This window comes from Stenotrophomonas sp. 78350_Sma (genome assembly GCF_056482105.1).
Map to the genome: position 1 here is coordinate 917853 of NZ_CM151182.1, position 24667 is coordinate 942519.

A 24667-nucleotide genomic window follows, 5' to 3' on the forward strand; every position below is an offset into this window, starting at 1 on the left:
GCATCAAGGGAGGGGGATGCAATGGCATTGCTGCACGCCAAGACGGCCGCTGGCCGTCAGGAAATCGAAGACCGTGGCCGGCGCCTGCCGGCGGCACTGCGTTCGATCCTGCTGATGGTCGACGGCCATCGCGATGACACTGAACTGCGCGGCCTGTTCGAGGGCCTGCGCGCGCCGGCCGATGCGCTGGAGCAGCTGGAAGCGCAGGGCCTGATCGAAGTGGTCGGTGGCAATGCCGAGGTGGCACCGGTACGTGGCATCAGCACCGGCCGCGAACAGGATCCGGCGTTGTACCAGCAGTTGTACGACGCGATGAGCGAGGCGGTGCGACGCCACCTCGGCCTGAAGGGCTATTTCATGCAGTTGAAGATTGAACGCTGCACCGATGCACTGGCGTTGGAGCGCCTGTGCCCGGAGCTGCTGGCCGCGGTGGGAAAGGCGCGCAGCCCGGCGCTGGCGCAGCGCTGGTGGCAGGAAACCCAGGCGGCCGTGGTGAGCGCTGGCAATGAGGTCGTGCAGGCCTGAATCACCACGTAAAGTGATCGGTTCACTTCCCCACAAGGAGTCCCGCGTGCAGGACGACCACGACGACACCGATACCCCCGGCTGGGATGCGATCAATGCGGCGCTGGCGCCCCTGTATGCCGGGCAGGAGCCGCGTCATTTCGGCACCGCACTGCCTTACACGCTCGGTGGCCGGGATCCGCTGGATGGCATCAGCGTGTACTGGGTGGATGCGCCGGTACCGCATTGGCACTACATCACCTACGGCTTCTCCGAGCTGTACACCAAGGAGAGCAGCGATGCCGCCGCCAGCGGTTATGGTTTCGAGCTGACCTTCCGCCTCGCTGCCGAAGCCGGTGAGCACGCCGGCAGCACGCCGCCGGTGTGGCCGATGAACCTGCTGCAGAACCTGGCGCGCTACGTGTTTGGCAGCGGCAACGTGTTCGAGGATGGTCACCATCTGAATGCCAACGGTCCGATCGCGCTGGAGACCGGCACGCGCCTGTGCCACCTGGCCTTCATTGCCGATCCGCAGTTGCCGGCGCGCGACACCGCCAATGGCCACCTGCAGTTCCTGCAGCTGGTCGGGCTGACCGACGAAGAGATGGAGGCGGTCAAGCGCTGGTCGACGCGCGGCGTGCTGCAGGCGCTGCAGCCGGCGATGCCGCTGTGGATCAGTGATCTGCACCGCCGCAACCTGTTGGACGATCCGGCACTGGCAGCCCAGGTGCAGGCCGGCAGCGAGCGCGAGGGCTCCAGCACCGGCATGCTGTTCATCGAGACGTTGGACTGGAGGCAGGAGGCTGGCGTCACCACACTGGTGCTCGGCGCGGGCCAGGTCGCGAGCGTCTGCGAACTGCTGCCGCTGCGCCTGCGCCACGGAAAGTCGCTGGAACTGGCCAGCCGCGAGCGGCAGTGGGAGTTCATTCCAGCCGGGCGTGGTGAGGTGGGCGACGTGTCGGCCGACAGCGCGCGCTGGGCGTTGGACGAGACGGGTCTGGAGACCCTGGCTGGCGTGCGTGCCGAACGTGGCATCTACCCGGTGGCGGGAACGCTGCGTATCGAGGTGGTGCCGACCTACCTGCGCGACGCCAACGGTGAAGTGATCCGCCAGATCGGTTGACTGCACCGATGAAACCGATGGGGTCGGAGCCGCCTGTTGTGCAGACGGATCCGACCCCGGGTCATCCTCAGGCCAGGCCCTCGGCCTTCAGCACGGCCTGCACGCCGGCATCGGCGTCCATGCGTGCCTTGTAGGCGGCCAGGTTGTCCAGGCCGGACAGGTCGACCTTGGTGCCGGCAGCCCAGCGCAGGGTGATGTAGAAGTACGGGTCGGCGAAGCTGCGGAAGCCGGCCAGCCACGGCTTGTCGGCAAGCTGCTTGTCGGCGGTCTCGAACAGGCTGCGCAGGCGCTTGTGCGCGGCGGCACGGATCGCATCGAACTGGCTTTCGTCGGCGATGAACTTGCCCGGTGCGAACAGCGGCGAGAAGGCCGGATGCACGTCGGAATTGACGAAGGCCAGCCAGCGGGTGGCTTCGGCGCGCTGTCGCGGGCTGCCGTCACCGCCGAGGCCGGCCTGCGGGTAGGTGTCGGCGATATAGCCCATGATCGCGGCGTTCTGCAGCAGCACGAAGTCGCCGTCGACCAGCGCGGGTACGGCGCCGGCCGGATTGATCTTGAGGAATTCCGGGCCCTTCAGGGTGTCCTTGTTCAGCAGTTCGACCTCGAACGACTGGCCGGTCCACTGCAGGGCGATGTGGTCAGCGGTGGAACAGGCACCGGGCTTGCTGTACAGCTTCATGGGAACTCCAGGTGATGCGGGCGGGAAACGCCCACTATCCCAGAGCCTGCCGGCGGGCGGCAACGCTGCCGCCAGCACGGATTGTTACGACTGCCGCGGCTTGAGGTTCTGCACCTTATAGAAGGTGTGATCGCCGATGGTGGCCACCTGGTAGGCGTTGCGCCAGTTCGGGCTGGCGATGGACAACGCGGCGAAGTGGCTGGCACCGGGCACGATCTCGCGGCGCTCGCCGGCCGGCAGCGCCCAGTTGCGCTCGGCGTCGAAGGCTACGTTCATCGCCTCGCTCCAGGCAGCGTCATTGCCCAGCTGGGTGCCGGGGGAGACGATCGTCGGTGCGAACTGCTTGCGCGCGGTGACCACCTGGCACATCGAGTCGCCCCACAGGCCGCTGTCGAGACGGCGCAGGGCGACCTCGGCAACGGCCTGCTGGCCGCGCAGGGTCTGGTCGCGGGCTTCCAGGTAAACGGTGGTGCTCAAACACAATGAATCAGCGGCCGGCTGCGGCAACAACTGCGACAGCCAGAGAATCCAGGCCAGTTTCATATAACTCCTTGCTCCGTATGGGCCGCACTCTCCACCTCCGGTCGCGGGGGGCGACAGGACGCGGGGTACGACTTGGCGTCATGGGGAGGCGGCCATCGGGGCCGCCCCGTGGGCGGCCCCAAAAGAAACGATCAGTACCGATCGAGGGGGCCGCACCGGCTCACCGGAAACTGGCTGGTGAGCGGAAGATGGCGCAAGGTAGGGGGGGATAGCCGAACGCATCGTGAACCACCCGGCTTGACATTCAGGTTCGGGCGGGGTGACGGAAATCACATTCCGCCCCCCATTCAGGCGCTCATCAGAGCGCGGCGGCGACCCGGCTGCCCTGGTCGATCGCCCGCTTCGCATCCAGTTCGGCGGCTACATCGGCACCGCCGATCAGCTGCGCGTTGATGCCGGCGGCCTGCAGTTCGGCCTGCAATGCGCGGTTCGGTTCCTGCCCGGCGCAGATCACCACCTGATCGACCGGCAGCAGCTGTTCGCTGCCTTCAACACGGATGCGCAGGCCCTCGTCGTCCACGCCCAGGTACTCGACGCCGCCGAGCATGCGCACGCCCTTGGCCTTCAGCGTTGCGCGATGGATCCAGCCGGTGGTCTTGCCCAGCCGCGCACCGGGCTTGCCCGGGCTGCGCTGCAGCAGCCACAGCCGGCGCGGCGAGGCCTCGGCCTGCGCCCGGGCCAGGGAGCCACGTGATTCGAAGCTGGCATCGACGCCCCATTCGGCCATCCAGCGCTGCGGGTCCAGCGAGGGAGACTCACCGGCGTGGCTGAGGAACTCGCCGACATCGAAGCCGATGCCGCCGGCGCCGATGATCGCCGCATTGGCGCCCACCGTGACCCGGCCCAGGAGAACGTCCAGGTAGCTGACCACCTTGGCGTGGTCGGCGCCGGGGAAGTCGACCTTGCGCGGGGTGATGCCGGTTGCCAGCACCACCTCGTCGAAGCCAGCCAGGCTGGCTGCATCGGCTCGCGTGCCAAGGCGCACCTGCACGCCGGTTTCAGCCAGCTTGTGGCGGAAGTAACGCAGGGTCTCGTGGAACTCTTCCTTGCCGGGGATGCGCTTGGCCACGTTGAACTGGCCGCCGATTTCGTCGTTGGCATCGAACAGGGTGACCTGGTGGCCGCGCTCGGCGGCCACCGTGGCGCAGGCCAGGCCGGCAGGGCCGGCGCCGACCACTGCGACCTTTTTCGGCGTGGCAGCTGGACGGTAGACCAGCTCGGTCTCGTGTGCGGCACGCGGATTGACCAGGCAGCTGGCCAGCTTGTTCTCGAATACGTGGTCCAGGCAGGCCTGGTTGCAGGCGATGCAGGTGTTGATCGCCTCGGGGCGGCCGGCGCGCGCCTTGTTCGGCCACTGCGGGTCGGCCAGCAGCGGGCGCGCCAGCGACACCATGTCGGCGCCGCCATCGGCCAGGATGCGCTCGGCGACCTCGGGCATGTTGATGCGGTTGGTTGCCACCAGCGGCACCTTCACATGCGGCTTGAGCTTGGCGGTGACACCGGCAAAGGCCGCGCGCGGCACCGAGGTGGCGATGGTCGGGATACGCGCCTCGTGCCAGCCGATGCCGGAATTGATGATCGTCGCGCCGGCGGCCTCGATGGCCTGGGCCTGCTGCACGATCTCTTCCCAGTTGCTGCCGTCTTCCACCAGGTCCACCAGCGACAGGCGGTAGATGATGATGAAGTCGGGCCCGCAGGCTTCGCGGATGCGGCGCACGATCTCGACCGCAAAACGCATGCGCTGGTTGGCGTCGCCACCCCAGCGGTCGGAGCGCTTGTTGGTGCGCGGGGCGATGAACTCGTTGATGAGGTAGCCCTCCGAGCCCATCACTTCGACGCCGTCGTAGCCGGCTTCGCGGGCCAGCTTTGCGCTGCGTGCGTAGTCGGCGATATGCCGCTCGACGCCGCTGGCCGACAACGCACGCGGGGTGAACGGGTTGATCGGCGCCTTCAGCTTCGACGGTGCCACCGACAGGGGGTGGTAGGCATAGCGGCCGGCATGCAGCAGCTGCAGGCAGATCTTCGCGCCATGCTGGTGTGCGGCGGCGGTGAGCTGCCGGTGCGGGCGCACTTCCCAGGGCCAGGACAGCTTGCCGCCGAACGGCTTCAACCAGCCCACCACGTTCGGTGCGAAGCCGCCGGTGACGATCAGGCCGACACCGCCCTCGGCGCGCTCGGCGAAATAGGCGGCCAGGCGCGGGAAGTCGCGGGCGCGATCTTCCAGGCCGGTGTGCATCGAACCCATCAGCACGCGATTGCGCAGCTGGGTGAAGCCCAGGTCCAGCGGGGCGAACAGGTGGGGATAGGCGCTTTCGTTGGCTGGCGACATGGTCGATACGCTTGCGTACGGAAGCGCGAAGCGTGCCGGGAAACGGCGGCCGGGGCAAGGGGCGCGGGGGTAGTGCCGGCCGCTGGCCGGGTACGCTCGGCACATGCGTGCTGTCGCTCCCGCATTTCGCTGCGCGAACCGCGGGCCCCACTTACCGGCCTCCAACCCCCGCGCCTGCGGCGCTGCCCCCGAACTCCGGGGGCGGTAGTGCCGGCCACTGGCCGGGTACGCTCGGCACATGCGTGCTGTCGCTCCCGCATTTCGCTGCGCGAACCGCGGGCCCCACTTACCGGCCTCCAACCCCCGCGCCTGCGGCGCTGCCCCCGAACTCCGGGGGCGGTAGTGCCGGCCGCTGGCCGGCATTCCAGTCAGCTCAGGGCGACTGCGGTTGCCGGCCAGCGGCCGGCACTACCGGCAGCGGCCGGCCAATCCCGAACCAGCCCAGCGTTACCCCGCACAGGGGGCCGATCAGCAGGGCGAAGGCGAGGGTGCCGACACCGACATTGCCGCCGAGCCACCAGCCCAGCAGCAGCACGCTGCCCTCGATCAGGCTGCGTACCTTCCAGATCGGCCAGCCGGTGCGGGCGTGCAGGCCGGTCATCAGGCCGTCGCGCGGGCCGGGCCCCAGCCTGGCGCCGATGTAAAGGCCGGTGGCCAGGGCGACCAGCAGCATGCCGGCGCAGAACATCGCCAGCTGCCAGCCAAGGCCGACCGCCGGGGGGAGCAGCCACAGACCGAACTGCGCGGACGGGCCGATCAACATCACGTTGAGCACGGTGCCGATGCCCGGCTTCTGTCGCAATGGCCACCAGAGCAGCAGCACCAGCGCGCCGATCACATTGGTGGCCAGGCCGAACGACAGCGGTGTCTGTGCGGCGATGCCCTGCGACAACACGTCCCAGGGAGCCACGCCGATCGCTGCACGGATCATCAGCGAGGCGCCGAAGCCGTACAGGAACAGGCCGATGATCAGTTGCAGCAGACGCAGGGGCAGGGCGGTGGGCATGGCGGCGCTCGGGGAGAGGGGGGATCTGTTTCCACCGTATTCCCGATTCATCCGCCGCCATAGATACAGATGCGGGCCAATCCGCCGCCACAGGCAGAATCCGTAGCCGAGCCCATGCTCGGCTGCTTTGCCTGGCCCCGTCAGCCGAGCATGGGCTCGGCTCTACATCGGCGTTCCAGCCTGGCTCAATCGCCCCAGCCCGCCAGCGCCAGCTTGCCCACCGTGCGTCCGCTGGCCAGGCGCTGATGCGCGATGTCCAGATTCGCCGCATTGATCGTGCCCAGCGTCTCGCTGAGGGTGCCGCGCAGCTGGCCAGCATCGATCATGCTGGCCGCGCGGCTGAGGATGCGGTGCTGTTCGATGCGGTCCGCAGTGGCGAAGCGCGAACGCGCGAACATGAACTCCCAGTGGATGCTGATGCACTTTGCCTTGTAGGGATCACCGATGCGCAGCGCGCCGCGTGGTTCGACGATGAGGCCGACATGGCCCTGTGGCGCCAGCAGCTGGCCCAACGCATCCCAGTACTGGTCGGTGTCGGCCAGGTTGAGGGCGACCTGTACTGCGTCGATGCCCAATGCCTGCAGCTGGGGCAGCAGCGGCTGCCGGTGGTCGATCACATGCTGGGCACCCATCTGCCGGCACCAGTCGATCGACGACTCACGCGAGGCGGTGGCGATCACCTCGAATCCGGCGTGCCGGCCCAACTGGATCGCCATCGATCCAACGCCGCCTGCTCCGCCGATGACCAGCAGGTGCTGGCCGGCATGGCGGCGATCATCCAGCTGCAATGGCATGCGCTGGAACAGCAGTTCCCACGCGGTGAGCGTGGTCAATGGCAGTGCGGCCGCTTCGGCGAAGTCGAGCGTGGTCGGCTTGCGCGCTACCAGGCGTTCGTCCACAAGATGGAACTGCGCATTGCAGCCCGGGCGGGTGACATCACCGGCGTAGTAGACCTCGTCGCCGGACGCGAACAGGCTGGCGTCCTCGCCGATCGCTTCGACCACGCCGGCGGCGTCCCAGCCGAGTACGCGGGGTGCGTCGAGCGTGGCCGGATCGGTGGCCGCCCGCTGCTTGCCGTCGACCGGGTTTACCGAGACGGCCTCGACCCGGATCAACAGGTCGCGGCCACCCGGAGGCAGCGGCGGGGGCAGGTGGATATCGCAGAGGGCGGGGGCGGATTCACGACTCAGGGCGACGGCTTTCATCTCGGCTCCGGCTGGGTTCGTGGCTCCATCATAGAGTTCCTCACGTTTCAGCAGATGCGCTGAATCGCGTGGAGCAACCTGTTGAGCAATATGTCGTATTCCGCACCTAAACCCCGTCAAACCCTTGCAGCGTGAGGGTCTTGCGGATTTTCATCATCCTGTATAGGGTTTCAACGTCGGACCGGTGGAGGGTCGGGCACAACACTTCACATGTTACGGGACTGTTAACATGACCTTCACCCGCCTGAGCATAATGTTCGCGGCGGTGGCGTGCTGAATCGGCTGTCGAACATCGACGCACTAGTGCTGGCCCATGCCTCTACCGGTTTCATACCCCCGAAATAGGAGCTGTACTCAATGAACAAGAAGATCCTTACTGCCGCGCTGCTGGGTGGTCTGGCTTTTGCCCAGGCTGCGTCCGCGCAGGAGTTCGATGACCGCTGGTACCTGACCGGTTCGGCCGGCTTCAACTTCCAGGACAGCGACCGCCTGACCAATGACGCTCCGTTCGTCACCCTTGGCCTGGGCAAGTTCATCAGCCCGAACTGGTCGCTGGACGGTGAGCTGAACTACCAGAACCCGAACTTCGACGCCAACAAGGACATGAACTGGTCGCAGTACGGCGTCTCGCTGGACCTGCGTCGCCACTTCATCAAGGAAGGCCGCGGCTGGAACCCGTACCTGCTGGCCGGCCTGGGCTACCAGAAGTCGGAAGAAGAGTACAACCCGATCGGCGGTGGCCTGGCTGACCGCAAGGACGGCAACTTTGCCGCCAAGGTCGGCGTCGGTCTGCAGACCACCTTCGAGAAGCGCGTTGCTGTCCGCGCCGAAGTCGCCTACCGCGCTGATTTCGACGACCAGAGCGTGAACCCGAAGCGTGCCGGCAACGATGAAAGCTGGTTCGGCGACGTGCTGGCTTCGGTCGGCGTCGTGATCCCGCTGGGCCCGGCTCCGGTCGCGGCTGCTCCGGCCCCGGCTCCGGTTGCCCCGAGCTGCGCCGACCTGGATGACGACGGTGACGGCGTCAACAACTGCGACGACAAGTGCCCGAACTCGCAGCCGGGTCAGACCATCGGTCCGGACGGTTGCCCGGTGCCGGTCTCCATCGACCTGAAGGGCGTCAACTTCGACTTCGACAAGTCGAACCTGCGTCCGGACGCCGTGGCGATCCTGAGCGAAGCCACCGAGATCCTGAAGCGTTACCCGGATCTGCGCGTTGAAGTCGCCGGTCACACCGACTCGAAGGGTACCGACGCTTACAACCAGAAGCTGTCGGAGCGTCGTGCTACCGCCGTGTACAACTACCTGACCAAGAACGGCGTTGACGCCGGTCGCCTGGTCGGCCCGATCGGCTACGGCGAGAGCCGTCCGATTGCTCCGAACACCAACCCGGATGGTTCGGACAACCCGGAAGGTCGCGCCAAGAACCGTCGTACCGAGCTGAACGTCCAGAACTAAGTTCTGACGCTCTGCCCGCAAGACACAGCAGGACCCGGCTTCGGCCGGGTCTTGTTGTTTCTGAGGTCCGGAATCCAGGCATCTGTTGATCCGGGAACAACCGTTCGTCGGGTTTTTGTTCGTAAAACCAATGAGTTGCCGTATTCATTGAAAGTGGCGCTTGAAAGCTGTCGCGGCATTGCTAAACTCGCCGCGTCACTTCCTTTCGTGGATGCTCCTCATGCTGCGCTCTGCATCGGCTGCCTTCCTGGCGCTGGCCCTGGTTCCCGCCGCCCACGCTGCGGTCGATTGCTCGGTCAACACCAGCGCCTCGCCGCTGCCGTTGCCGGCCACGACCATCGCGCCGGTGGCCGACGAGCTCTACATCCGTGGCAACCAGCTGGGCATGCCGGCCGGTGTGCTGAGCAGCAACTATGATCCGTCGCAGTCGCTGGACCAGGTGCTGCAGCGCCTGCGCATCGACGGCTGCCAGAACATCGCCAAGGCCATTCCGAGCGCACCGGCGGTGAAGCCGAACGATCCGGCGGCCTACAAGCCGCAGACCGAATTCGACAACACGCCCTGGCGCTTCGACATGAGCCAGAACGGCAAGCGCATGACCGCCGAAGAGTTCGACGCCTGGATGAAGGCGCGCGGCGTGCGCGTGGTCAAGGCGCGTCCGGCTCCGGCCGCCACGCCGGCACCGGCTGAAGCACCGGCTGAGACCAAGCCGGTCGACAAGAAGTAAGCGCCGCGGGGAGCAGAGGCTTGCGCACGCGCCGCCCGCCTGCCGCCCCCGCCGCCCGCTCCCACGCATCGCGTGGGCGTGCGACTCCCGGTGCCACAGCCGCCGGTGTCCGTCATGGCCTGGCGCGCGTGCTGTCCAAGGCCGGCGTGTGCTCGCGCAGCGAGGCCGCGCGCTGGATCGCCGAGGGCCGCGTACGCGTCTCCGGCCGCATCGTGCGGGATCCAGAGTTCCCGATTGGCCAGCCGGCGCCGCCGATCGAGGTCGATGGCCAGCCGATGGGCGCGCCGCAGCGCCTGTACCTGATGCTCAACAAGCCGCGCGGGGTGGTGACCACCGCGCAGGACGAGCGTGGCCGCGACACCGTCTACCGCTGCTTCGATGGTGCAGGGCTGCCGTGGATCGCGCCGGTCGGGCGTCTGGACAAGGCCAGCGAGGGGCTGTTGCTGTTCAGCAACGATCCGCAGTGGGCCGCGCGCCTGACCGATCCGGAAACGGGTCCGCAGAAGACCTACCACGTGCAGGTGGACCGCCTGCCCGACGAGGACACCCTGGCTGCGCTGCGCGCCGGTGTCGAGGACGAGGGCGAGTTCCTCGTCGCCCAGGCCGTGCGCGTGCTGCGCAGCGGCGACAAGACCGCGTGGCTGGAGGTGGTCCTCGACGAGGGCCGCAACCGCCACATCCGCCGCCTGTTGGCGGCCTTCGACCTGCAGGTGCTGCGCCTGGTCCGGGTCGCGATCGGTGGGCTGCAGCTCGGCGATCTCGGCAAGGGGCAGTGGCGGGTGCTGGAGGTCAGTGACCAGCAGCGGCTGGGGGCCGCTGCACCGGGCTGATCATCGCCCGCGGCCGGCAGCTGCCGGCCACCGTTCCAGGCGTAGGGGGCGCCTGGTTGCTGAATTTCCCGAACGGAGCCTGCCCATGTACCACCCGACCCTCAACCAAACCCTGCGCTGCGTAGGCCTGCTGCTGCCGATGGTGCTGCTGACCGCCTGTGGTGGCCACAAGAAGGTGGCCAAGGCGGAAACGCCGGCCGAAACCCCGGTGGTGGAAGTGAAGACGCCGGAACTGGATGGTCGCGGCAGCTACCGCTTCCTGATGAGCAACGGCGACAAGAAGATGACCGCCGATGAATTTGATGCCTGGATGAAGGCCAACGGCATCCGCGTTGCCAAGGGCAACGGCCAGGACGCTGCCGCCAAGCCGGTGGTGGTGGCCAGCAAGGACGAGCCGAAGGGCAAGAAGAAAAAGAAGTGATGCCTGTGGGTGTCGACCTTGGTCGACACGCCTTGACCGGTGGGGTCAGAGCCCTTTCCGCAGGAAAGGGATCCGACCCCGGCCATGATCAACCCTTGATCACGCCCAGCTCGACACCGATGCGGGTGAACGCATCGATTGCGCGGTCCAGCTGTTCGCGGGTGTGCGCGGCACTGATCTGGGTACGGATGCGGGCCTGGCCCTTGGGCACCACCGGGAAGAAGAAGCCGATCGCGTAGATGCCTTCTTCCAGAAGACGCTCGGCGAACTTCTGCGCCAGCGGTGCGTCGTACAGCATCACCGGGCTGATCGGATGCACGCCCGGCTTCACGTCGAAACCGGCGGCGACCATCTTCTCGCGGAAGTGGCGGGTGTTCTCCACCAGGGTGTCGCGCAGGTCATCGGCGGCGGCCAGCATCTCGAACGCCTTGATGCCGGCGGCGACCACGTGCGGCGGCAGCGAGTTGGAGAACAGGTAGGGACGCGAACGCTGGCGCAGCAGTTCGATCACCTCGGCGCTGGCGCAGGTGAAGCCACCCAGCGCACCACCCATGGCCTTGCCCAGGGTGCCGGTGATGATATCGATCTTCTCCAGCACGCCCTTCACTTCAGCCGAGCCACGGCCGGTGGCGCCCAGGAAGCCGGTAGCGTGGCATTCGTCGATGTGCACCAGCGCGTTGTACTTCTTCGCCAGCGCGGTGATCTCGTCCAGCGGGGCGATGAAGCCGTCCATCGAGAACACGCCGTCGGTGGTGATCAGCTTGGTCTTGCAGCCGGCGGCATCGGCGGCCTGCAGCTGGGCTTCCAGGTCGGCCATGTCGCAGTTGGCGTAGCGGAAGCGCTTGGCCTTGCACAGGCGCACGCCGTCGATGATCGAGGCGTGGTTCAGTGCATCGGAAATGATCGCGTCATTCTCGCCGACCAGCGGTTCGAACAGGCCGCCGTTGGCATCGAAGCAGGCGGCGTACAGGATGGTGTCCTGCTTGCCGAAGAAGTCGGCGATCTGCTTCTCCAGCTGCTTGTGCAGGTCCTGGGTACCGCAGATGAAGCGCACCGAGGCCATGCCGAAGCCGTGCGTATCCAGCGCATCCTTGGCGGCCTGGATCAGGTCCGGGTGGTCGGCCAGGCCCAGGTAGTTGTTGGCACAGAAGTTCAGCACCTTGCGGCCGTCGTCGAGGGTGATCTCGGCCGACTGCGGGCTGGTGATGATCCGCTCGGACTTGAACAGGCCCTGGGCGCGGATGGCGTCCAGTTCCTCGGCGTAGTGGCGGGTCAGGGCGGAGGAGGCGTCGGTCATGGCGTGGGCACGGCTCTGAACGGGGAAACCGTTGATTCTACCGGGCATCGCCGCCTGCCGACCGGCCCGGGCCGGGCATCGCCACGGCCGGCACATGTTGCATCGCAATAGCAAACTGGTTAAAAATTCGTGAACCGGAGCTGTCCCGCTCCGGCCGCTACGCCCGCTCCCCGCCTTCCACGCCACCGCCCCCACCGGAGACGCTCATGAAGCACGCCCGTGCCTGCCTCGCCATTGCCGCTGCCCTGACCCTGGCCGCCCCGTTCGCCGCCAGCGCCCAGGAAAACGAATCGCCGTACAGCTGGAACGTCACCGCCGTTTCCGATTACCTGTTCCGTGGTGTGTCGCAGACCGACGAGGATCCGACCCTGCAGGCCGGTTTCACCTACACCAGCCCGGTTGGCCTGTATGCCGGCGTGTGGGGCTCGGGCGTGGATTTTGGTACGGGTGACCCGAAGACCGAGGTCGACTACCTGATCGGCTATGGCGTGGATGTCACCGAGCGCGTCAACGTCGATGTGCTGTTGAACCGCTACACCTACCTGAAGTCCAGCCACCAGAACTACAACGAGCTGATCACCACCACCACGCTGGATGACACCTACAAGCTGACGGTGGCCTACACCAACGATGTCTGGAACAGCAGCACCGATGGCTGGTACTTCGGCCTGGGCGGCAGCTGGGGCCTGCCGAAGGACTTCACCCTGAATGCCAATGTCGGTCGCAGCACCTTCGAGGACGGCATCGCCAAGGATTACACCGACTGGAACGTCGGCGTCGCGCGCCAGTTCGGCCTGTTCAATGTCGGCCTGGGTTACTACGGCACCGACGGCAACGGCCGTGACAACTCCGGCAAGCTGGCCCACAGCCGGGTGATGCTGAGCGTGGCCGTCGGCAAATAACGCCGCAGGCGTTACGGGTAGTGCCGGCCGCTGGCCGGCAACACCAAAGAAAAAGGCGCCCAATGGGCGCCTTTCTCGTTTCGGTAGCGCCGGGCCATGCCCGGCGTCGCCGTGTGCCGGATCAATTCCAGCTGAGGACCACCTTGCCGGCCTTGCCTTCTTCCATCAGGTCGAAGCCCTTCTGGAAGTCGTCGATCGGCAGCTGGTGGGTCATCACCTTGCCGAGCGGGAAGCCGGACAGCACCAGCTGGGTCATCTTGTACCAGGTCTCGTACATCTTGCGGCCGTAGATGCCCTGCACGGTCAGGCCCTTGAAGATGATCTTGTCCCAGTCGCAGCCGGCGCCCTTGGGCATGATGCCGAGCATGGCGATCTTGCCGCCGTGGTACATGCAGTCGAGCATGTCGTTGAACGCACGCGGGTTGCCGCTCATTTCCAGGCCCACGTCGAAGCCCTCCATGTGCAGTTCCTTCATCACGTCCTTCAGCGACTGGTTGGCCACGTTGACCACGCGGGTGGCGCCCATGTCGGCGGCCAGCTTCAGGCGGAAATCATTGACGTCGGTCACCACCACGTTGCGCGCACCGATGTGCTTGCAGATGCCGGCGGCGATGATGCCGATCGGGCCGGCACCGGTGATCAGCACGTCCTCGCCGATCACGTTGAACTCCAGCGCACAGTGCGCGGCGTTGCCGTAGGGGTCGAAGAACGCAGCCAGCTCCGACGGGATCTGGTCCGGGATCGGCCACAGGTTGCTGGCCGGCATCACCATGTATTCGGCGAAGGCGCCGTTGACGTTGACGCCGATGCCGACGGTGTTCGGGCACAGGTGCGGGCGGCCGCCACGGCAGTTGCGGCAGTGGCCGCAGACGATGTGGCCTTCGGCCGAGACGCGCTGGCCGATCTCGTAGCCGGTCACTGCCGAGCCGAGTGCGGCGACGCGACCGACGAACTCGTGGCCGATGGTCAGGCCCGGCTTGATGGTGCGCTGGCTCCACTCGTCCCACAGGTAGATGTGCAGGTCGGTGCCGCAGATCGCGGTCTTCTCCAGCTTGATCAGGACCTCGTTCGGGCCCGGGGTCGGAACCGGAACTTCTTCCAGCCAGATGCCCTTGGCCGCTTCGCGCTTGACCAGGGCCTTCATCGTTTGCTGCGCCATCGGGGTGGAACTCATCAGGGGGAAAGCGCGGATTATAGGGTGCCGCGCGGATTTCCCATGTTGCGCTGCGGGTGCAGTGGCGGAACGAAAGGCGTGCGCCGGCGGGCGTTTCGAACGTGGCCGCTGTGCTCGTCGGGCCATGCCCGGTGGATGCGCGGGTGCCAACCAAGGTTGGCTGCTACCGGGGCATCGGTGCGCCCGGCCCATGACTTCCGGGGTTCGGGGCGGGGCAGGGCGGCGGGCTACAATCGAGGGTTCCACTACCAGGGGCCGCTCCATGCGCTCGAACCTGCTTGCATTCTCCATCGTCGCCAGCCTCGGGCTGGCCCAGGTCGCCCATGCCGCTGAAGGCATGTGGGTGCCGCAGCAGCTGCCGGAAATCGCCGGCCCGCTGCAGAAGGCCGGCCTGAAGCTGTCCCCGGAACAGCTGTCCAACCTGACCGGCGACCCGATGGGCGCGGTCGTCGCCCTCGGCGGCTGCACCGCCAGCTTCGTCTCGCCGCAGGGCCTGGTGGTCACCAACCACCACTGCGCGTATGGCGCCATCCAGCTGAATTCGACCGCGCAGAAGAACCTGATCAAGGACGGCTTCAACGCGCCGACCCTGAAGGACGAGCTGAGTGCCGGCCCGAACGCCCGCGTGTTCGTGCTCGACCAGATCACCGACGTCACCGCCCAGGCCAAGGCCGCCATCGCCGGCGCCGGCAACGACCCGCTGGCCCGCAGCCGCGCGCTGGACGCCTTCGACAAGGCCCAGGTCGCCGCCTGTGAAGCCGATGCCGGCTTCCGCTGCCGCCTGTACAGCTTCTCCGGCGGCAATACCTACCGCCTGTTCCGCAACATGGAAATCAAGGACGTGCGCCTGGTCTACGCGCCCCCGGGCAGCGTCGGCAAGTTCGGCGGCGACGTCGACAACTGGATGTGGCCGCGCCACACCGGCGATTTCTCGTTCTACCGCGCCTACGTCGGCAAGGACGGCAAGCCGGCCGCCTTCGCCGCCGACAACGTGCCGTACCAGCCCAGGCACTTCCTGAAGTTCGCCGACCAGCCGCTGGGCGCCGACGACTTCGTGATGGTGGCCGGCTACCCGGGCCGCACCAACCGCTATGCCCTGGCTGGTGAGTTCAACGAAACCGCCAGCTTCACCTACCCGACCATCGCCAAGCACTACAACGCGGTGCTGAAGATGATCGCCGATGCCGGCAAGGCCGACGCCGACGTCAAGGTGAAGTACGCCGCCACCGCGGCCAGCATGAACAACGTGGCCAAGAACTACCTGGGCCAGCTGGAAGGCTTCAAGCGCATCGACGCCGCTGGCCAGAAGCAGGCTGAGGAAGCCGCCGTGCTGGCCTGGCTGAAAAAGCAGGGCGCTGCCGGCAAGCCGGCCCTGGCTGCACACGCGCAGCTGCTCAAGCATCTGGATACCAGCAAGTCGACCCGCGAACGCGACCTGTTCGTCGGTCAGTTCAACAACACTTCGGCCGTTGGCGCAGCGATCACCCTGTACCGCCTGTCGATCGAGCGCAGCAAGCCGGATGCCGAGCGCGAAGCCGGTTACCAGGAGCGCGACCTGACCACCATCGAAGGTGGCCTGAAGCAGATGGATCGTCGCTACGTGGCGAAGATGGACCAGCAGCTGCAGACCTACTGGCTGGACCAGTACGTGGCCCTGCCGGCCGCACAGCGCGACAACGAAGTGCTGAACAAGTGGCTGGCCGGCAGCGATGCTGCTGCGGTGAAGTCGCTGGTGGCCAAGCTGGGCGGTACCGAACTGGGCAGCCTGGACACCCGCCTGAAGTGGTTCAAGGCCGACCGTGCCGCGTTTGAAGCCAGCAGCGATCCGGCCATCCAGTACGCCGTGGCTGTCATGCCGGCACTGCTGAAGCAGGAAGAGCAGAAGAAGATCCGCGAAGGCGAATCGCTGACCGCACGTCCGCTGTACCTGCAGGCCGTGGCCGACTACAAGAAGAGCCAGGGTGAGTTCGTCTACCCGGACGCCAACCTGTCGCTGCGCATCACCTTCGGCAACGTCATGGGCTATGGCAAGGACGGCGTGAAGTACACCCCGTTCACCACCCTGGAAGGCGTGGCGGCGAAGGAAACCGGTGAGGATCCGTTCGATTCGCCGAAGGCGCTGCTCGATGCGGTCAAGGCCAAGCGTTACGGCGGCCTGGAAGACAAACGCATTGGTTCGGTGCCGGTGAACTTCCTGTCCAACCTGGACATCACCGGTGGCAACTCGGGTTCGCCGGTGCTGGACGCCAATGGCAAGCTGGTCGGCCTGGCATTCGACGGCAACTGGGAATCGGTCAGCTCCAACTGGGTGTTCGACCCGGTGATGACCCGCATGATCGCCGTCGACAGCCGCTACATGCAGTGGATCATGCAGGAAGTGGCGCCGGCGCCGCAGCTGCTGAAGGAATTGAACCTGGCGAAATGATCCGTTTGCGGTCGCTGGCGGTCTATCCACGCATGGCGTGGCTCTACTGGCCGCCTCCGGCAGCGCCGGGCCATGCCCGGCGGAATCCGTAGGAAACCTGAAACCCCGCGACCCACGTCGCGGGGTTTTTTCATGCCCGGCCCGGCCCGGCCCGGTGCGCCGAACAGGTATCATCCGTGTTCCGCGTACTTCACAGGATGTGAACGAAACGCGGAAACCTCCTCCCCCCAGGACCCCTTGCACGCATGCGCATCCTGCTTGCCCGCCACGGCGAAACGCCGTGGAACGCCGAAGGCCGCTACCAGGGCCAGATCGATATTCCGCTTTCGCCGATCGGTGAAGCCCAGGCCCAGGCACTGGGTGCCCGCTTGGCCTCGGTCGACATCACCCGTGCCGTCGCCTCGCCGCTGTCGCGCGCGCAGCGCACCGCGCAGCTGGCACTCGGTGCCGCCCGTGCCGACATGCTGCTGACCGAGCCGGAGCTGCAGGAAATCGCCCACGGCGAGTGGGAGGGCCTGCTGGCCAGCGAAATCAACGAAAAGGATCCGTCGCGCCTGCAGGCCTGGCGCGAGGAACCCGATACCGTGCTGATGCCCGGCGGTGAATCGCTGCGCCTGGTGCTGGAGCGCAGCTGGCGTGGGCTGGCGCGCGCCACCGAAGGCCTCGGCGAGCACGACACCCTGCTGGTGGTCGCCCATGACGCGGTCAACCGCGTGATCCTGTGCAAGGTGCTGGGCCTGCCGATCTCCCGCCTGTGGACCTTCCGCCAGGCACCGACCACGCTCAACCTGCTCGAAGGCGCCGACCTGGACAGCCTGGAAGTGGTGCGCCTGAACGACTGCGCCCACCACACGCCGTTCTTCGGCGAAGCCAAGCACCGCGCCCTCTGATCCATCCCCCGCATCAACTGCTTCTGCTGGAACCGCTGCCGTGACGAACACCCCGACCACCCTGGCCGACTGGCTGGACTACATTGAACGCCAGCACCCGGCGACCATCGACATGGGCCTGGAGCGCGTGCGCGCCGTGGCCACGGCGATGGGCCTGGGCGCGCCGGCCACGCGCACCATCGTGGTCGGTGGCACCAACGGCAAGGGCTCCACCGTGGCCTTCATCGAGGCCATCGGCCGTGCTGCCGGTTGGAAGGTCGGTGCCTACACGTCGCCGCACCTGCTGCGCTACAACGAGCGCGTGCGCATCGACGGGCAGGACGTGGACGATGCGGCGCTGGTCGCCGCGTTCAACGCCATCGAGGCCGCGCGTGGCGAAATCACGCTGACCTATTTCGAGTACGGCACGCTGGCTGCGCTGCAGCTGTTCGCCGACGCCGGGCTGGACCTGGCGGTACTGGAAGTGGGCCTGGGCGGCCGCCTCGATGCGGTCAATATCGTCGACGCCGACGTGGCGGTGATCACCACCGTGGACATCGACCATGCCGAGTGGCTGGGCGAGGACCGCGAAGCGATCGGCACCGAGAAGGCCGGCATCATCCGCGGCTGGAAGCCGGTGATCCTGGGTGAGACCGATCCGCCGTCCAGCGTGCTGGCGCGTGCCTATCTGGTGGGTGCCAACGCGATCCGCGGCGGCAGCGATTATTTCTACGAACCGATCGATGCCCAGCGCTGGCGCTGGCGTGATGTCGGCCTGCGCATGGAGCTGCCGACCCCGGCGCTGGCCGGCCCGATCCAGCTGGCCAATGCGGGTGCCGCCATCGCTGCGATGCGTGCGCTGGACAAGCCGGTGCCGCGCGCGGCCTGGGCTGCCGGTATCGCGGCAGCACGCATTTCCGGCCGCATGCAGGCATTCGAGCGGGAGGGCGTGCAGATCCGCGTGGATGTCGGCCACAACCCACAGGCGGCGGGCCAGCTGGCGCGCACGCTGAAGGCCGAGGTCTCGGCCGGACGCACCCTGGCGGTGTACGCCGCGCTGCAGGACAAGGACGCGGTGGGCGTGGTGCAGGCGCTGCAGGATGTGGTGGGCGAATGGATCCTGGCTGGGCTGGATGGCCCGCGTGGGCAGAGCGCCGCCCAGCTGCAGGCGCGCCTGGCCGGCACGGCCGCGGCCAAGGCGCAGCTGGCCGATACCGTCGAACAGGCACTGGCGCAGGTGCTGGCCCAGGCCGAGCGCGGCGACCGCGTGCTGGTGTTCGGCTCCTTCCATACCGCCGCAGCGGCCCTGCAGATGCTGCAGGGCGATGCCTGATCCGCGTTCAGCCAACGCCGACGCCGTCCGGTCCGGCACCCGTATAATCGATGGCAATCTCCGGACAGTTGCCTGCCTCACGTGGATACGCCTCTGAAACAGCGTCTGATTGGTGCCATCGTGCTGGTGGCACTGGCCGTGATTTTCCTGCCGATGCTGGTCAAGGGACCTGCACCGGACAGCGGCGTCGCCAATGTGCCGATCGCCGCGCCGGATGCACCGGCCGATGGCCAGTTCGAAACCCGTGAACTGCCGCTGGTGGCCCCTGCGGGCGGCGCCACGGGGCTGCAGACCGGCCAGGCCAAGCCGCTTGCGGATGCCGCGGCACCTGCCACACCGCCGACCGTCGACACCTCGCCGGCGGTTGCCGCCGGCAACTATGCGGTCACCTTCGGTGCCTACGGCAGCAAGGCCGATGCCGACGCAGTGATCGCCTACCTGAAGCGCTCGCAGCTGCCGGGCTTCGCTGAAACGGCCACCATCAATGGCCGTCAGGCATGGCGCGTGCGCGTGGGGCCGTACGCCGACCGCGCACAGGCCGAGGCCGCCCGCCTGCAGGCGGTGAAGATCCGTGCCGATGTGAAGGCTGAAGTGATCACCCTGGATGCCGCAGCGGCCAGCAGCGCCCCGGTGGCCGCCACCCCGGCAGCGGCCACGCCAAGCGCCAGCACCCCGTCCGCAGCCACCGCGCCGTCGGCCGGTAGCAACCCGGTGCGCAGCGAAAGCCTGCCGCCGAGTACGCCGACCGCAACGACCGCTCCGGCTGCCAAGCCCGAGCCGCCGAAGCCGGCGCCGAAGCCCGAAACCCCGAAGCCGGAGCCGAAGCCGGATGCCGCCAGCAAGCCGGCAACGGCCCCGACCACGCCAGCAGCACCGGCGGCCAGCGGCGTCGGCTTTGCCGTGCAGCTGGGCGCGTTCGGCCAGGCCAACGATGCCAACGCCCTGCGCGACAAGGTGCGCGCCGCTGGTTTCAGCGCCTTTGTCGAGCAGGTGCGCACTGAAAAGGGCACTCTGCATCGCGTCCGCGTCGGGCCGGTGGCCAACCGCGCCGATGCCGAGCAGCTGAAGGCCCAGGTCGCCGCCAAGGTCGGCGTGGCCGGCATGGTGCGACCGCACCCATGACCCACGCGCAGCCCCGTTGCCAGCGCCGCCGAAGGAGCGGGGCGCCATGATCGACGTGGTGCTGCTGATCGTGATCGCCGCCTCGGCCTTGCTGGGGATGCTGCGCGGCTTCGTGGGAATCGTCATCGGCACCCTGTCGTGGCTGCTGGCCGCGTGGGCGGCCTTCGCCTTCGGCAATGATGCTGCCCATTGGTGGGCTGCCCCGGCGGCCCCCGGTGGCGAACACTTCGTCGGTGGCTACCTGGGGGTGGGCATCGGCGTGATGATCGTGGTCGCCGTGGTCGGCATGGTCATCAAGGCCTTGGTCCACCGCAGCATGCTGACCAGCCTGGACCGCCTGCTGGGTGGCGTGCTGGGCGTGGTCCGTGGCGGCCTGATCGCCGCGATCCTGCTGCTGCTGGGCAGTTTCACCCCGCTGACTGCCGAGCCTTCCTGGCAGCGTTCGGCGGTGCGCCCACTGCTGAACCCCACCGTTGCCTGGATGAACAGCAAGCTGCCGCACTGGGAGGTTCCCGGGGCCGATCTGCTGCCCAAGGCCTTGCCGACCGACGCGCTGTCCCCATCTGCATTGATGGAGTTGGGCAAGAACGCAGGCGCCGGGTTGGGAAAGCCGGGCGCGGCAGGCGATAATGGCATCCTCAACCAGGTAGTGGCAGGCAGCGGATGGCTGCGGCCTGCGAAAGCGGAACAGGGCGATTCCTACGATCCGGCCGAAGTGCGTCCGGACGCCCCAGCACTGCCGGACAGTATCGAGCCGGGCGATCCGGCCAATGTCGACCGCAGGCGCGGCGACCACCGCGGCCAGGCACGGCCACCTTCCTTGTAACTGGGCACAGCCCAGCGGAGACCTCGCACCATGTGTGGCATCGTCGGAATCGTCGGCAACCAGAACGTCGCCGGGCAGTTGTATGACGGCTTGACCGTCCTCCAGCACCGTGGCCAGGACGCGGCGGGCATCGCCACCGCCAATGGCAGCCGCCTGCGCGTGCAGAAGGCCACCGGCCTGGTCCGCGATGTGTTCGATGCCCGCACCATGTCCACCCTGGAAGGCAGCGTCGGCATCGCTCATGTGCGTTACCCGACCGCCGGTTCGGAAGGCATGGACGAGGCGCAGCCGTTCTACGTCAATTCGCCGTACGGCATCGCGCTGGCCCACAACGGCAATCTGATCAACACCGAAGCGCTGCGCCAGCAGGTGTTCGAGCAGGACCGCCGCAACGTCAACACCGATTCGGACAGCGAAGTGCTGCTGAACGTGTTCGCCTACGAACTGGAACAGCAGCGCCAGCTCAGCCCGGAAGCGGCCATCCGTGCCGTGGCCGGCGTGCACCGCCGCTGCAAGGGCGGCTACGCGGTGGTCAGCGTGGTGCTGGGCCTGGGCCTGGTTGCCTTCCGCGACCCGCATGGCATCCGTCCGCTGGTGCTGGGCAAGCGCAGCCATGCCGAGGGCGACGAGTACATCGTGGCCTCCGAATCGGCCGCGCTGGACGTGCTGGGCTTCCAGCGCGTGCGCGACGTGCAGCCGGGCGAAGCACTGGTGATCACCGCGCGTGGCGAGCTGTTCTCGGAGATCTGCGCCGAGCCGGCCGAGCACACCCCGTGCATCTTCGAGTACGTGTACTTCGCGCGCCCGGATTCGATGATCGACAACGTCTCGGTGCACAAGGCGCGCATGCGCATGGGCATCAAGCTGGGCGAGAAGATCCTGCGCCTGCGCCCGGATCACGACATCGACACCATCATCCCGATCCCGGACACCTCGCGCGATGCCGCGCTGGAGATCTCCAACGTGCTCGGCGTGAAGTACCGCGAAGGCTTCATCAAGAACCGCTACATCGGCCGCACCTTCATCATGCCGGGGCAGGGCGAACGCGTGAAGTCGGTGCGCCGCAAGCTCAACCCGATCCACCTGGAGTTCCGCAACCGTGTGGTGCTGCTGGTGGACGACTCGATCGTGCGTGGCACCACCAGCCAGCAGATCGTGCAGATGGCCCGTGACGCGGGCGCGCGCAAGGTCTACCTGGCCAGCGCGGCGCCGCCGGTGCGCTACCCGAACATCTACGGCATCGACATGCCGGCGGCCGAGGAACTGGTCGCGCACAACCGCACCGTGGAAGAGATCGAAGCCCACCTGGGCTGCGACTGGCTGATCTACCAGGATCTGGAAGACATGGAAGCGGCGGTGAGCGAGGGCAACCCGGCGCTGCGCAACTTCGATTCGTCGTGCTTCAACGGCCACTACCCGACCGGTATCGAGCCGGGCTACTTCGAGCGCATCCAGCAGCTGCGTTCGGACGATGCCAAGCACAAGCGCCGCGCCTGAGGTCCAAGCGTGGTTGACGTGCCCGACGTTGGAGGCGACCTGCTGCGCGCGGCGCAGCAGTGCCTGGCTGAAGCCGACCCGCTGCGCAAGGTTGCGCTGACCCAGGCCTACGCTGCTGCGTTCCGCGCCGGCCGCCTGAAGGTCGCGGCCGATGTGCCGCCGCCGGAGCCGATCTGCATGCCGGGCCGTCCGGCGCAGCTGGTGCTGGTGCATCCGCGCGAAGTACCCCGGCGCGGGCTGGGGGGCGTGGCAGGGCGTGCTGCCTTCATCCACGCCATCGCGCACATCGAACTCAACGCGATCGACCTGGCCTGGGATGCGGTGTACCGCTTCCGTGGCCTGCCGCCGGCGTTCCATGCCGACTGGGTCAGCTGTGCCGACGACGAATCGCGGCACTTCATGCTGCTGCGCGAGCGCCTGCAGGCACACGGCCACGATTACGCCGATTTCCCCGCGCACAACGGCCTGTGGGAAATGTGCGAAAAGACCGCGCACGATGGCCTGGCACGCATGGCACTGGTGCCGCGCGTGCTGGAAGCGCGCGGCCTGGACGTCACCCCGGGCATGATCGAGAAGCTGCGCAACGTCGGTGATGGCGAGACCGCCGATGTGCTGGAAGTGATCCTGCGCGAGGAAGTGGCACATGTGGCTGCCGGTTCGCGCTGGTACCGCTGGTACTGCGACCGCGCCGGCGTCGAGCCGCGCGCACGTTTCAAGGAACTGCTGGTGGAGTACGCCGGCGGCTACCTGCACGGGCCGTTCAACATGGAAGCGCGCCTGCTGGCCGGTTTCGATGCGGATGAGCTCGCCAACCTGGTCGAGCAGGCCGGTTGAAGAAAAGGGGACGGAGGGGATTAAGTCGTTTGTGGCACAAACCACTTGATCCCCTCCGTCCCCTTTTTCAGGCGTTTGGCAACACCACGCGCTTGCCATCCACCGTCGGCCGGTTGATGTAGAACAAGCCGGGACCCGGCCGGTACGGCAGTTCGCTGACGCCGGCATCGGCGGCGTAGGTCAGTGCGGTGTCGCCCAACGCATCGAAATTCCAGTGTGCCGACTGCATCAGGTAGCGCCGCCGCAGCAATGCTTCCTGGGTCTGGGTCAATGCCTGTCCGTCCACCAGCCGCCGCGCGATCGGCTGCAGGGCCGACGGCAGCTCCCAGCCGGGAACTTCGGCGGCATTGGCGGTCCATTGCACGCCGGCCTCGATGGCCTGCTGCTGCATCACCTGCAGTGCGATCAGCTGGTAGCGCCAGTCGATGCGTCTGCGCAGTACCACTGCGGCGGTCACGTACAGCACCGGTGACAGCAGCACGCTGCGGCTGCCGGCACGACGCTGCTGCTGCCACTGGTGCCAGACATCCACCCAGATCTCTTTTTCCCCAACGCCCAGCTGCTGCCGCCAGCGCTCGGCATCGGCCTGTGTTTCAGCGTAGACCGTGGTCGCCTGCAGCAGGGCCAGCGGTGGCGTCTGGTAGTCAGCCACTGCTGGCCGACGCAGCTGTTGCCGGCGTGGACGACTGAGCAGCTTTGGGCCTTCCTCCAGCTGGTTGTAACCACCACCGATGTTGGCGTGTACGCCGGGCAGGGCGATCTCGGTGAACGGCGGTGCCACGCTGGTCAGCGGATAGTGCTGGCGATGTTCATCGCGTGCAGTGAGCTGCACGACGCGACCGGCGATGCCGCTGTGCAGGGCCAGCTGCGGCTGCTCATCGGCGCGGCCGCCATTGACTGCGACCACGGTGTCGAACAGTCCGATGAAGCGCAGCACCGGTGTGGCGGGGGCGAAGTTCGCGGTACAGGACAGGCCGGCGCCCTGCAGTAGCTGGCGCCAGCGCGCGCTGTTCCAGCCCTGCAACTGGTGGGCGATGTCACGTGCGGCAGCAGCACCGCGTGAATAACCGAACAGGTCCAGCTGCACACCCTGCAGCGGTCGCTGCCAGCGTGCGGACAGCTCGGCCAGTGCCGCCGGCAGCAGCACCTGCAGCGCGCGCTGGACCTTCGCACGAACGCCGCTGGCACCGATGCCGAAGGCCAGCCCGATCAGATCGTCGTCGGCATCATCGCGGGTACCCACGCCTTCGATATAGATCGACAGCGAGGGCGCGGCCACCGCATTACGGCGACTGTCCGGATACAGCTGCTGCAGGCGCGCGATGTTGGTCAGGCCGTTGTCGTAGCTGCTGGTCAGCCGGCTCTGGTAGGTCGAATCATCATCCGCGCGCAGCTGCGCCGGCCGCGGCTGCGGGACCTGCGGGCGACCGCGCGCCAGGTTGTGCGCGTTGTTGCGGGTGCCGTCGAAGAACAGGCCGATCCGCAGCAAGCCGACATCTTCGTCCGTGTCCTGCGATGGTGCCATGTGCATGTCCCGTCGTGGCTACGTCACGGTAGCGCGAA

The 24667-nt window shown here is 67.3% G+C and carries 22 protein-coding genes; 14 read left to right on the forward strand and 8 right to left on the reverse strand.

The features are described 5' to 3' along the window. Positions 1–21 precede the first annotated feature (21 nt). Entirely contained in the window at positions 22–525 is a 504-nt protein-coding gene (locus ACZK4H_RS04100; RefSeq protein WP_099551222.1) for a hypothetical protein, read from the forward strand. Between the two features lie 46 nt (positions 526–571). After that, a complete protein-coding gene (locus tag ACZK4H_RS04105) occupies positions 572–1627 on the forward strand; it encodes a suppressor of fused domain protein (protein WP_099551221.1) in 1056 nt (351 codons plus the stop codon). Between the two features lie 67 nt (positions 1628–1694). Here ACZK4H_RS04105 and ACZK4H_RS04110 read toward each other — a convergent pair whose 3' ends face one another. The 5 genes from ACZK4H_RS04110 to ACZK4H_RS04130 all read right to left on the reverse strand — a co-directional run bounded on the left by ACZK4H_RS04110 (position 1695) and on the right by ACZK4H_RS04130 (position 7389). Continuing rightward, complete coding sequence (locus ACZK4H_RS04110; protein WP_099551220.1) at positions 1695–2306, reverse strand: glutathione S-transferase N-terminal domain-containing protein; 612 nt, start codon at positions 2304–2306, stop codon at positions 1695–1697. Positions 2307–2390: 84 nt separating this feature from the next. Then, complete coding sequence (locus tag ACZK4H_RS04115; protein WP_004154513.1) at positions 2391–2849, reverse strand: cell wall hydrolase; 459 nt, start codon at positions 2847–2849, stop codon at positions 2391–2393. 298 nt (positions 2850–3147) lie between these two features. Then, positions 3148–5178 (reverse strand): NADPH-dependent 2,4-dienoyl-CoA reductase, encoded by a 2031-nt coding sequence (locus ACZK4H_RS04120; RefSeq protein ID WP_099551219.1) that lies wholly within the window; start codon positions 5176–5178, stop codon positions 3148–3150. Positions 5179–5551: 373 nt separating this feature from the next. Beyond that, positions 5552–6184 carry a membrane protein YczE gene (gene yczE, locus ACZK4H_RS04125; protein ID WP_099551218.1) on the reverse strand — a complete coding sequence of 211 codons (633 nt, stop codon included), beginning with the start codon at positions 6182–6184 and terminating at the stop codon, positions 5552–5554. Positions 6185–6369: 185 nt separating this feature from the next. Continuing rightward, positions 6370–7389: a zinc-binding alcohol dehydrogenase family protein gene (locus tag ACZK4H_RS04130; protein WP_099551217.1), complete on the reverse strand. Its 1020-nt coding sequence runs from the start codon at positions 7387–7389 to the stop codon at positions 6370–6372. Between the two features lie 357 nt (positions 7390–7746). Here ACZK4H_RS04130 and ACZK4H_RS04135 point away from each other — a divergent pair, with 357 nt between their 5' ends. The 4 genes from ACZK4H_RS04135 (at position 7747) to ACZK4H_RS04150 (ending at position 10825) form a co-directional block, all read left to right on the forward strand. Further along, on the forward strand, positions 7747–8847 hold the full coding sequence (locus ACZK4H_RS04135) for an OmpA family protein (protein WP_005412354.1): 1101 nt from the start codon (positions 7747–7749) through the stop codon (positions 8845–8847). Positions 8848–9067: 220 nt separating this feature from the next. Further along, on the forward strand, positions 9068–9574 hold the full coding sequence (locus ACZK4H_RS04140; protein ID WP_010483956.1) for a hypothetical protein: 507 nt from the start codon (positions 9068–9070) through the stop codon (positions 9572–9574). A 20-nt stretch (positions 9575–9594) separates the two neighbouring features. After that, positions 9595–10404 carry a pseudouridine synthase gene (locus tag ACZK4H_RS04145; RefSeq protein ID WP_142807330.1) on the forward strand — a complete coding sequence of 270 codons (810 nt, stop codon included), beginning with the start codon at positions 9595–9597 and terminating at the stop codon, positions 10402–10404. 85 nt (positions 10405–10489) lie between these two features. Continuing rightward, positions 10490–10825, forward strand: a complete 336-nt coding sequence (locus tag ACZK4H_RS04150; protein WP_099551281.1) for a hypothetical protein — start codon at positions 10490–10492, stop codon at positions 10823–10825. Between the two features lie 88 nt (positions 10826–10913). Here ACZK4H_RS04150 and kbl read toward each other — a convergent pair whose 3' ends face one another. Next, on the reverse strand, positions 10914–12122 hold the full coding sequence (kbl, locus tag ACZK4H_RS04155; protein WP_099551280.1) for a glycine C-acetyltransferase: 1209 nt from the start codon (positions 12120–12122) through the stop codon (positions 10914–10916). Positions 12123–12328: 206 nt separating this feature from the next. Here kbl and ACZK4H_RS04160 point away from each other — a divergent pair, with 206 nt between their 5' ends. Then, the gene (locus ACZK4H_RS04160; protein ID WP_099551279.1) at positions 12329–13024 is read left to right on the forward strand and encodes a TorF family putative porin; all 696 of its coding nucleotides are present in this window, start codon (positions 12329–12331) and stop codon (positions 13022–13024) included. A 121-nt stretch (positions 13025–13145) separates the two neighbouring features. Here the strand turns inward: ACZK4H_RS04160 and tdh are convergent, their stop codons facing one another. Further along, on the reverse strand, positions 13146–14168 hold the full coding sequence (gene tdh / locus ACZK4H_RS04165; RefSeq protein ID WP_010483949.1) for an L-threonine 3-dehydrogenase: 1023 nt from the start codon (positions 14166–14168) through the stop codon (positions 13146–13148). A gap of 292 nt (positions 14169–14460) precedes the next feature. On the opposite strand from tdh, the gene ACZK4H_RS04170 reads away from it, so the two are divergent. The 7 genes from ACZK4H_RS04170 (at position 14461) to ACZK4H_RS04200 (ending at position 23104) form a co-directional block, all read left to right on the forward strand. Further along, on the forward strand, positions 14461–16623 hold the full coding sequence (locus ACZK4H_RS04170; RefSeq protein WP_099551278.1) for a S46 family peptidase: 2163 nt from the start codon (positions 14461–14463) through the stop codon (positions 16621–16623). 245 nt (positions 16624–16868) lie between these two features. Then, the gene (locus ACZK4H_RS04175; protein WP_010483945.1) at positions 16869–17513 is read left to right on the forward strand and encodes a histidine phosphatase family protein; all 645 of its coding nucleotides are present in this window, start codon (positions 16869–16871) and stop codon (positions 17511–17513) included. A 40-nt stretch (positions 17514–17553) separates the two neighbouring features. Continuing rightward, entirely contained in the window at positions 17554–18825 is a 1272-nt protein-coding gene (gene folC / locus ACZK4H_RS04180) for a bifunctional tetrahydrofolate synthase/dihydrofolate synthase (RefSeq protein ID WP_099551277.1), read from the forward strand. Positions 18826–18906: 81 nt separating this feature from the next. Further along, the gene (locus ACZK4H_RS04185; protein WP_099551276.1) at positions 18907–19947 is read left to right on the forward strand and encodes an SPOR domain-containing protein; all 1041 of its coding nucleotides are present in this window, start codon (positions 18907–18909) and stop codon (positions 19945–19947) included. Positions 19948–19993: 46 nt separating this feature from the next. Beyond that, positions 19994–20773, forward strand: a complete 780-nt coding sequence (locus tag ACZK4H_RS04190) for a CvpA family protein (protein ID WP_099551275.1) — start codon at positions 19994–19996, stop codon at positions 20771–20773. Between the two features lie 30 nt (positions 20774–20803). Beyond that, a complete protein-coding gene (gene purF / locus ACZK4H_RS04195; protein ID WP_005408246.1) occupies positions 20804–22270 on the forward strand; it encodes an amidophosphoribosyltransferase in 1467 nt (488 codons plus the stop codon). A 9-nt stretch (positions 22271–22279) separates the two neighbouring features. Then, positions 22280–23104, forward strand: coding sequence for a ferritin-like domain-containing protein (locus ACZK4H_RS04200; protein WP_099551274.1), 825 nt, complete (start codon positions 22280–22282; stop codon positions 23102–23104). Between the two features lie 67 nt (positions 23105–23171). Here the strand turns inward: ACZK4H_RS04200 and ACZK4H_RS04205 are convergent, their stop codons facing one another. Then, on the reverse strand, positions 23172–24629 hold the full coding sequence (locus tag ACZK4H_RS04205) for a DUF2235 domain-containing protein (RefSeq protein ID WP_099551273.1): 1458 nt from the start codon (positions 24627–24629) through the stop codon (positions 23172–23174). Between the last annotated feature and the right edge of the window lie 38 nt (positions 24630–24667).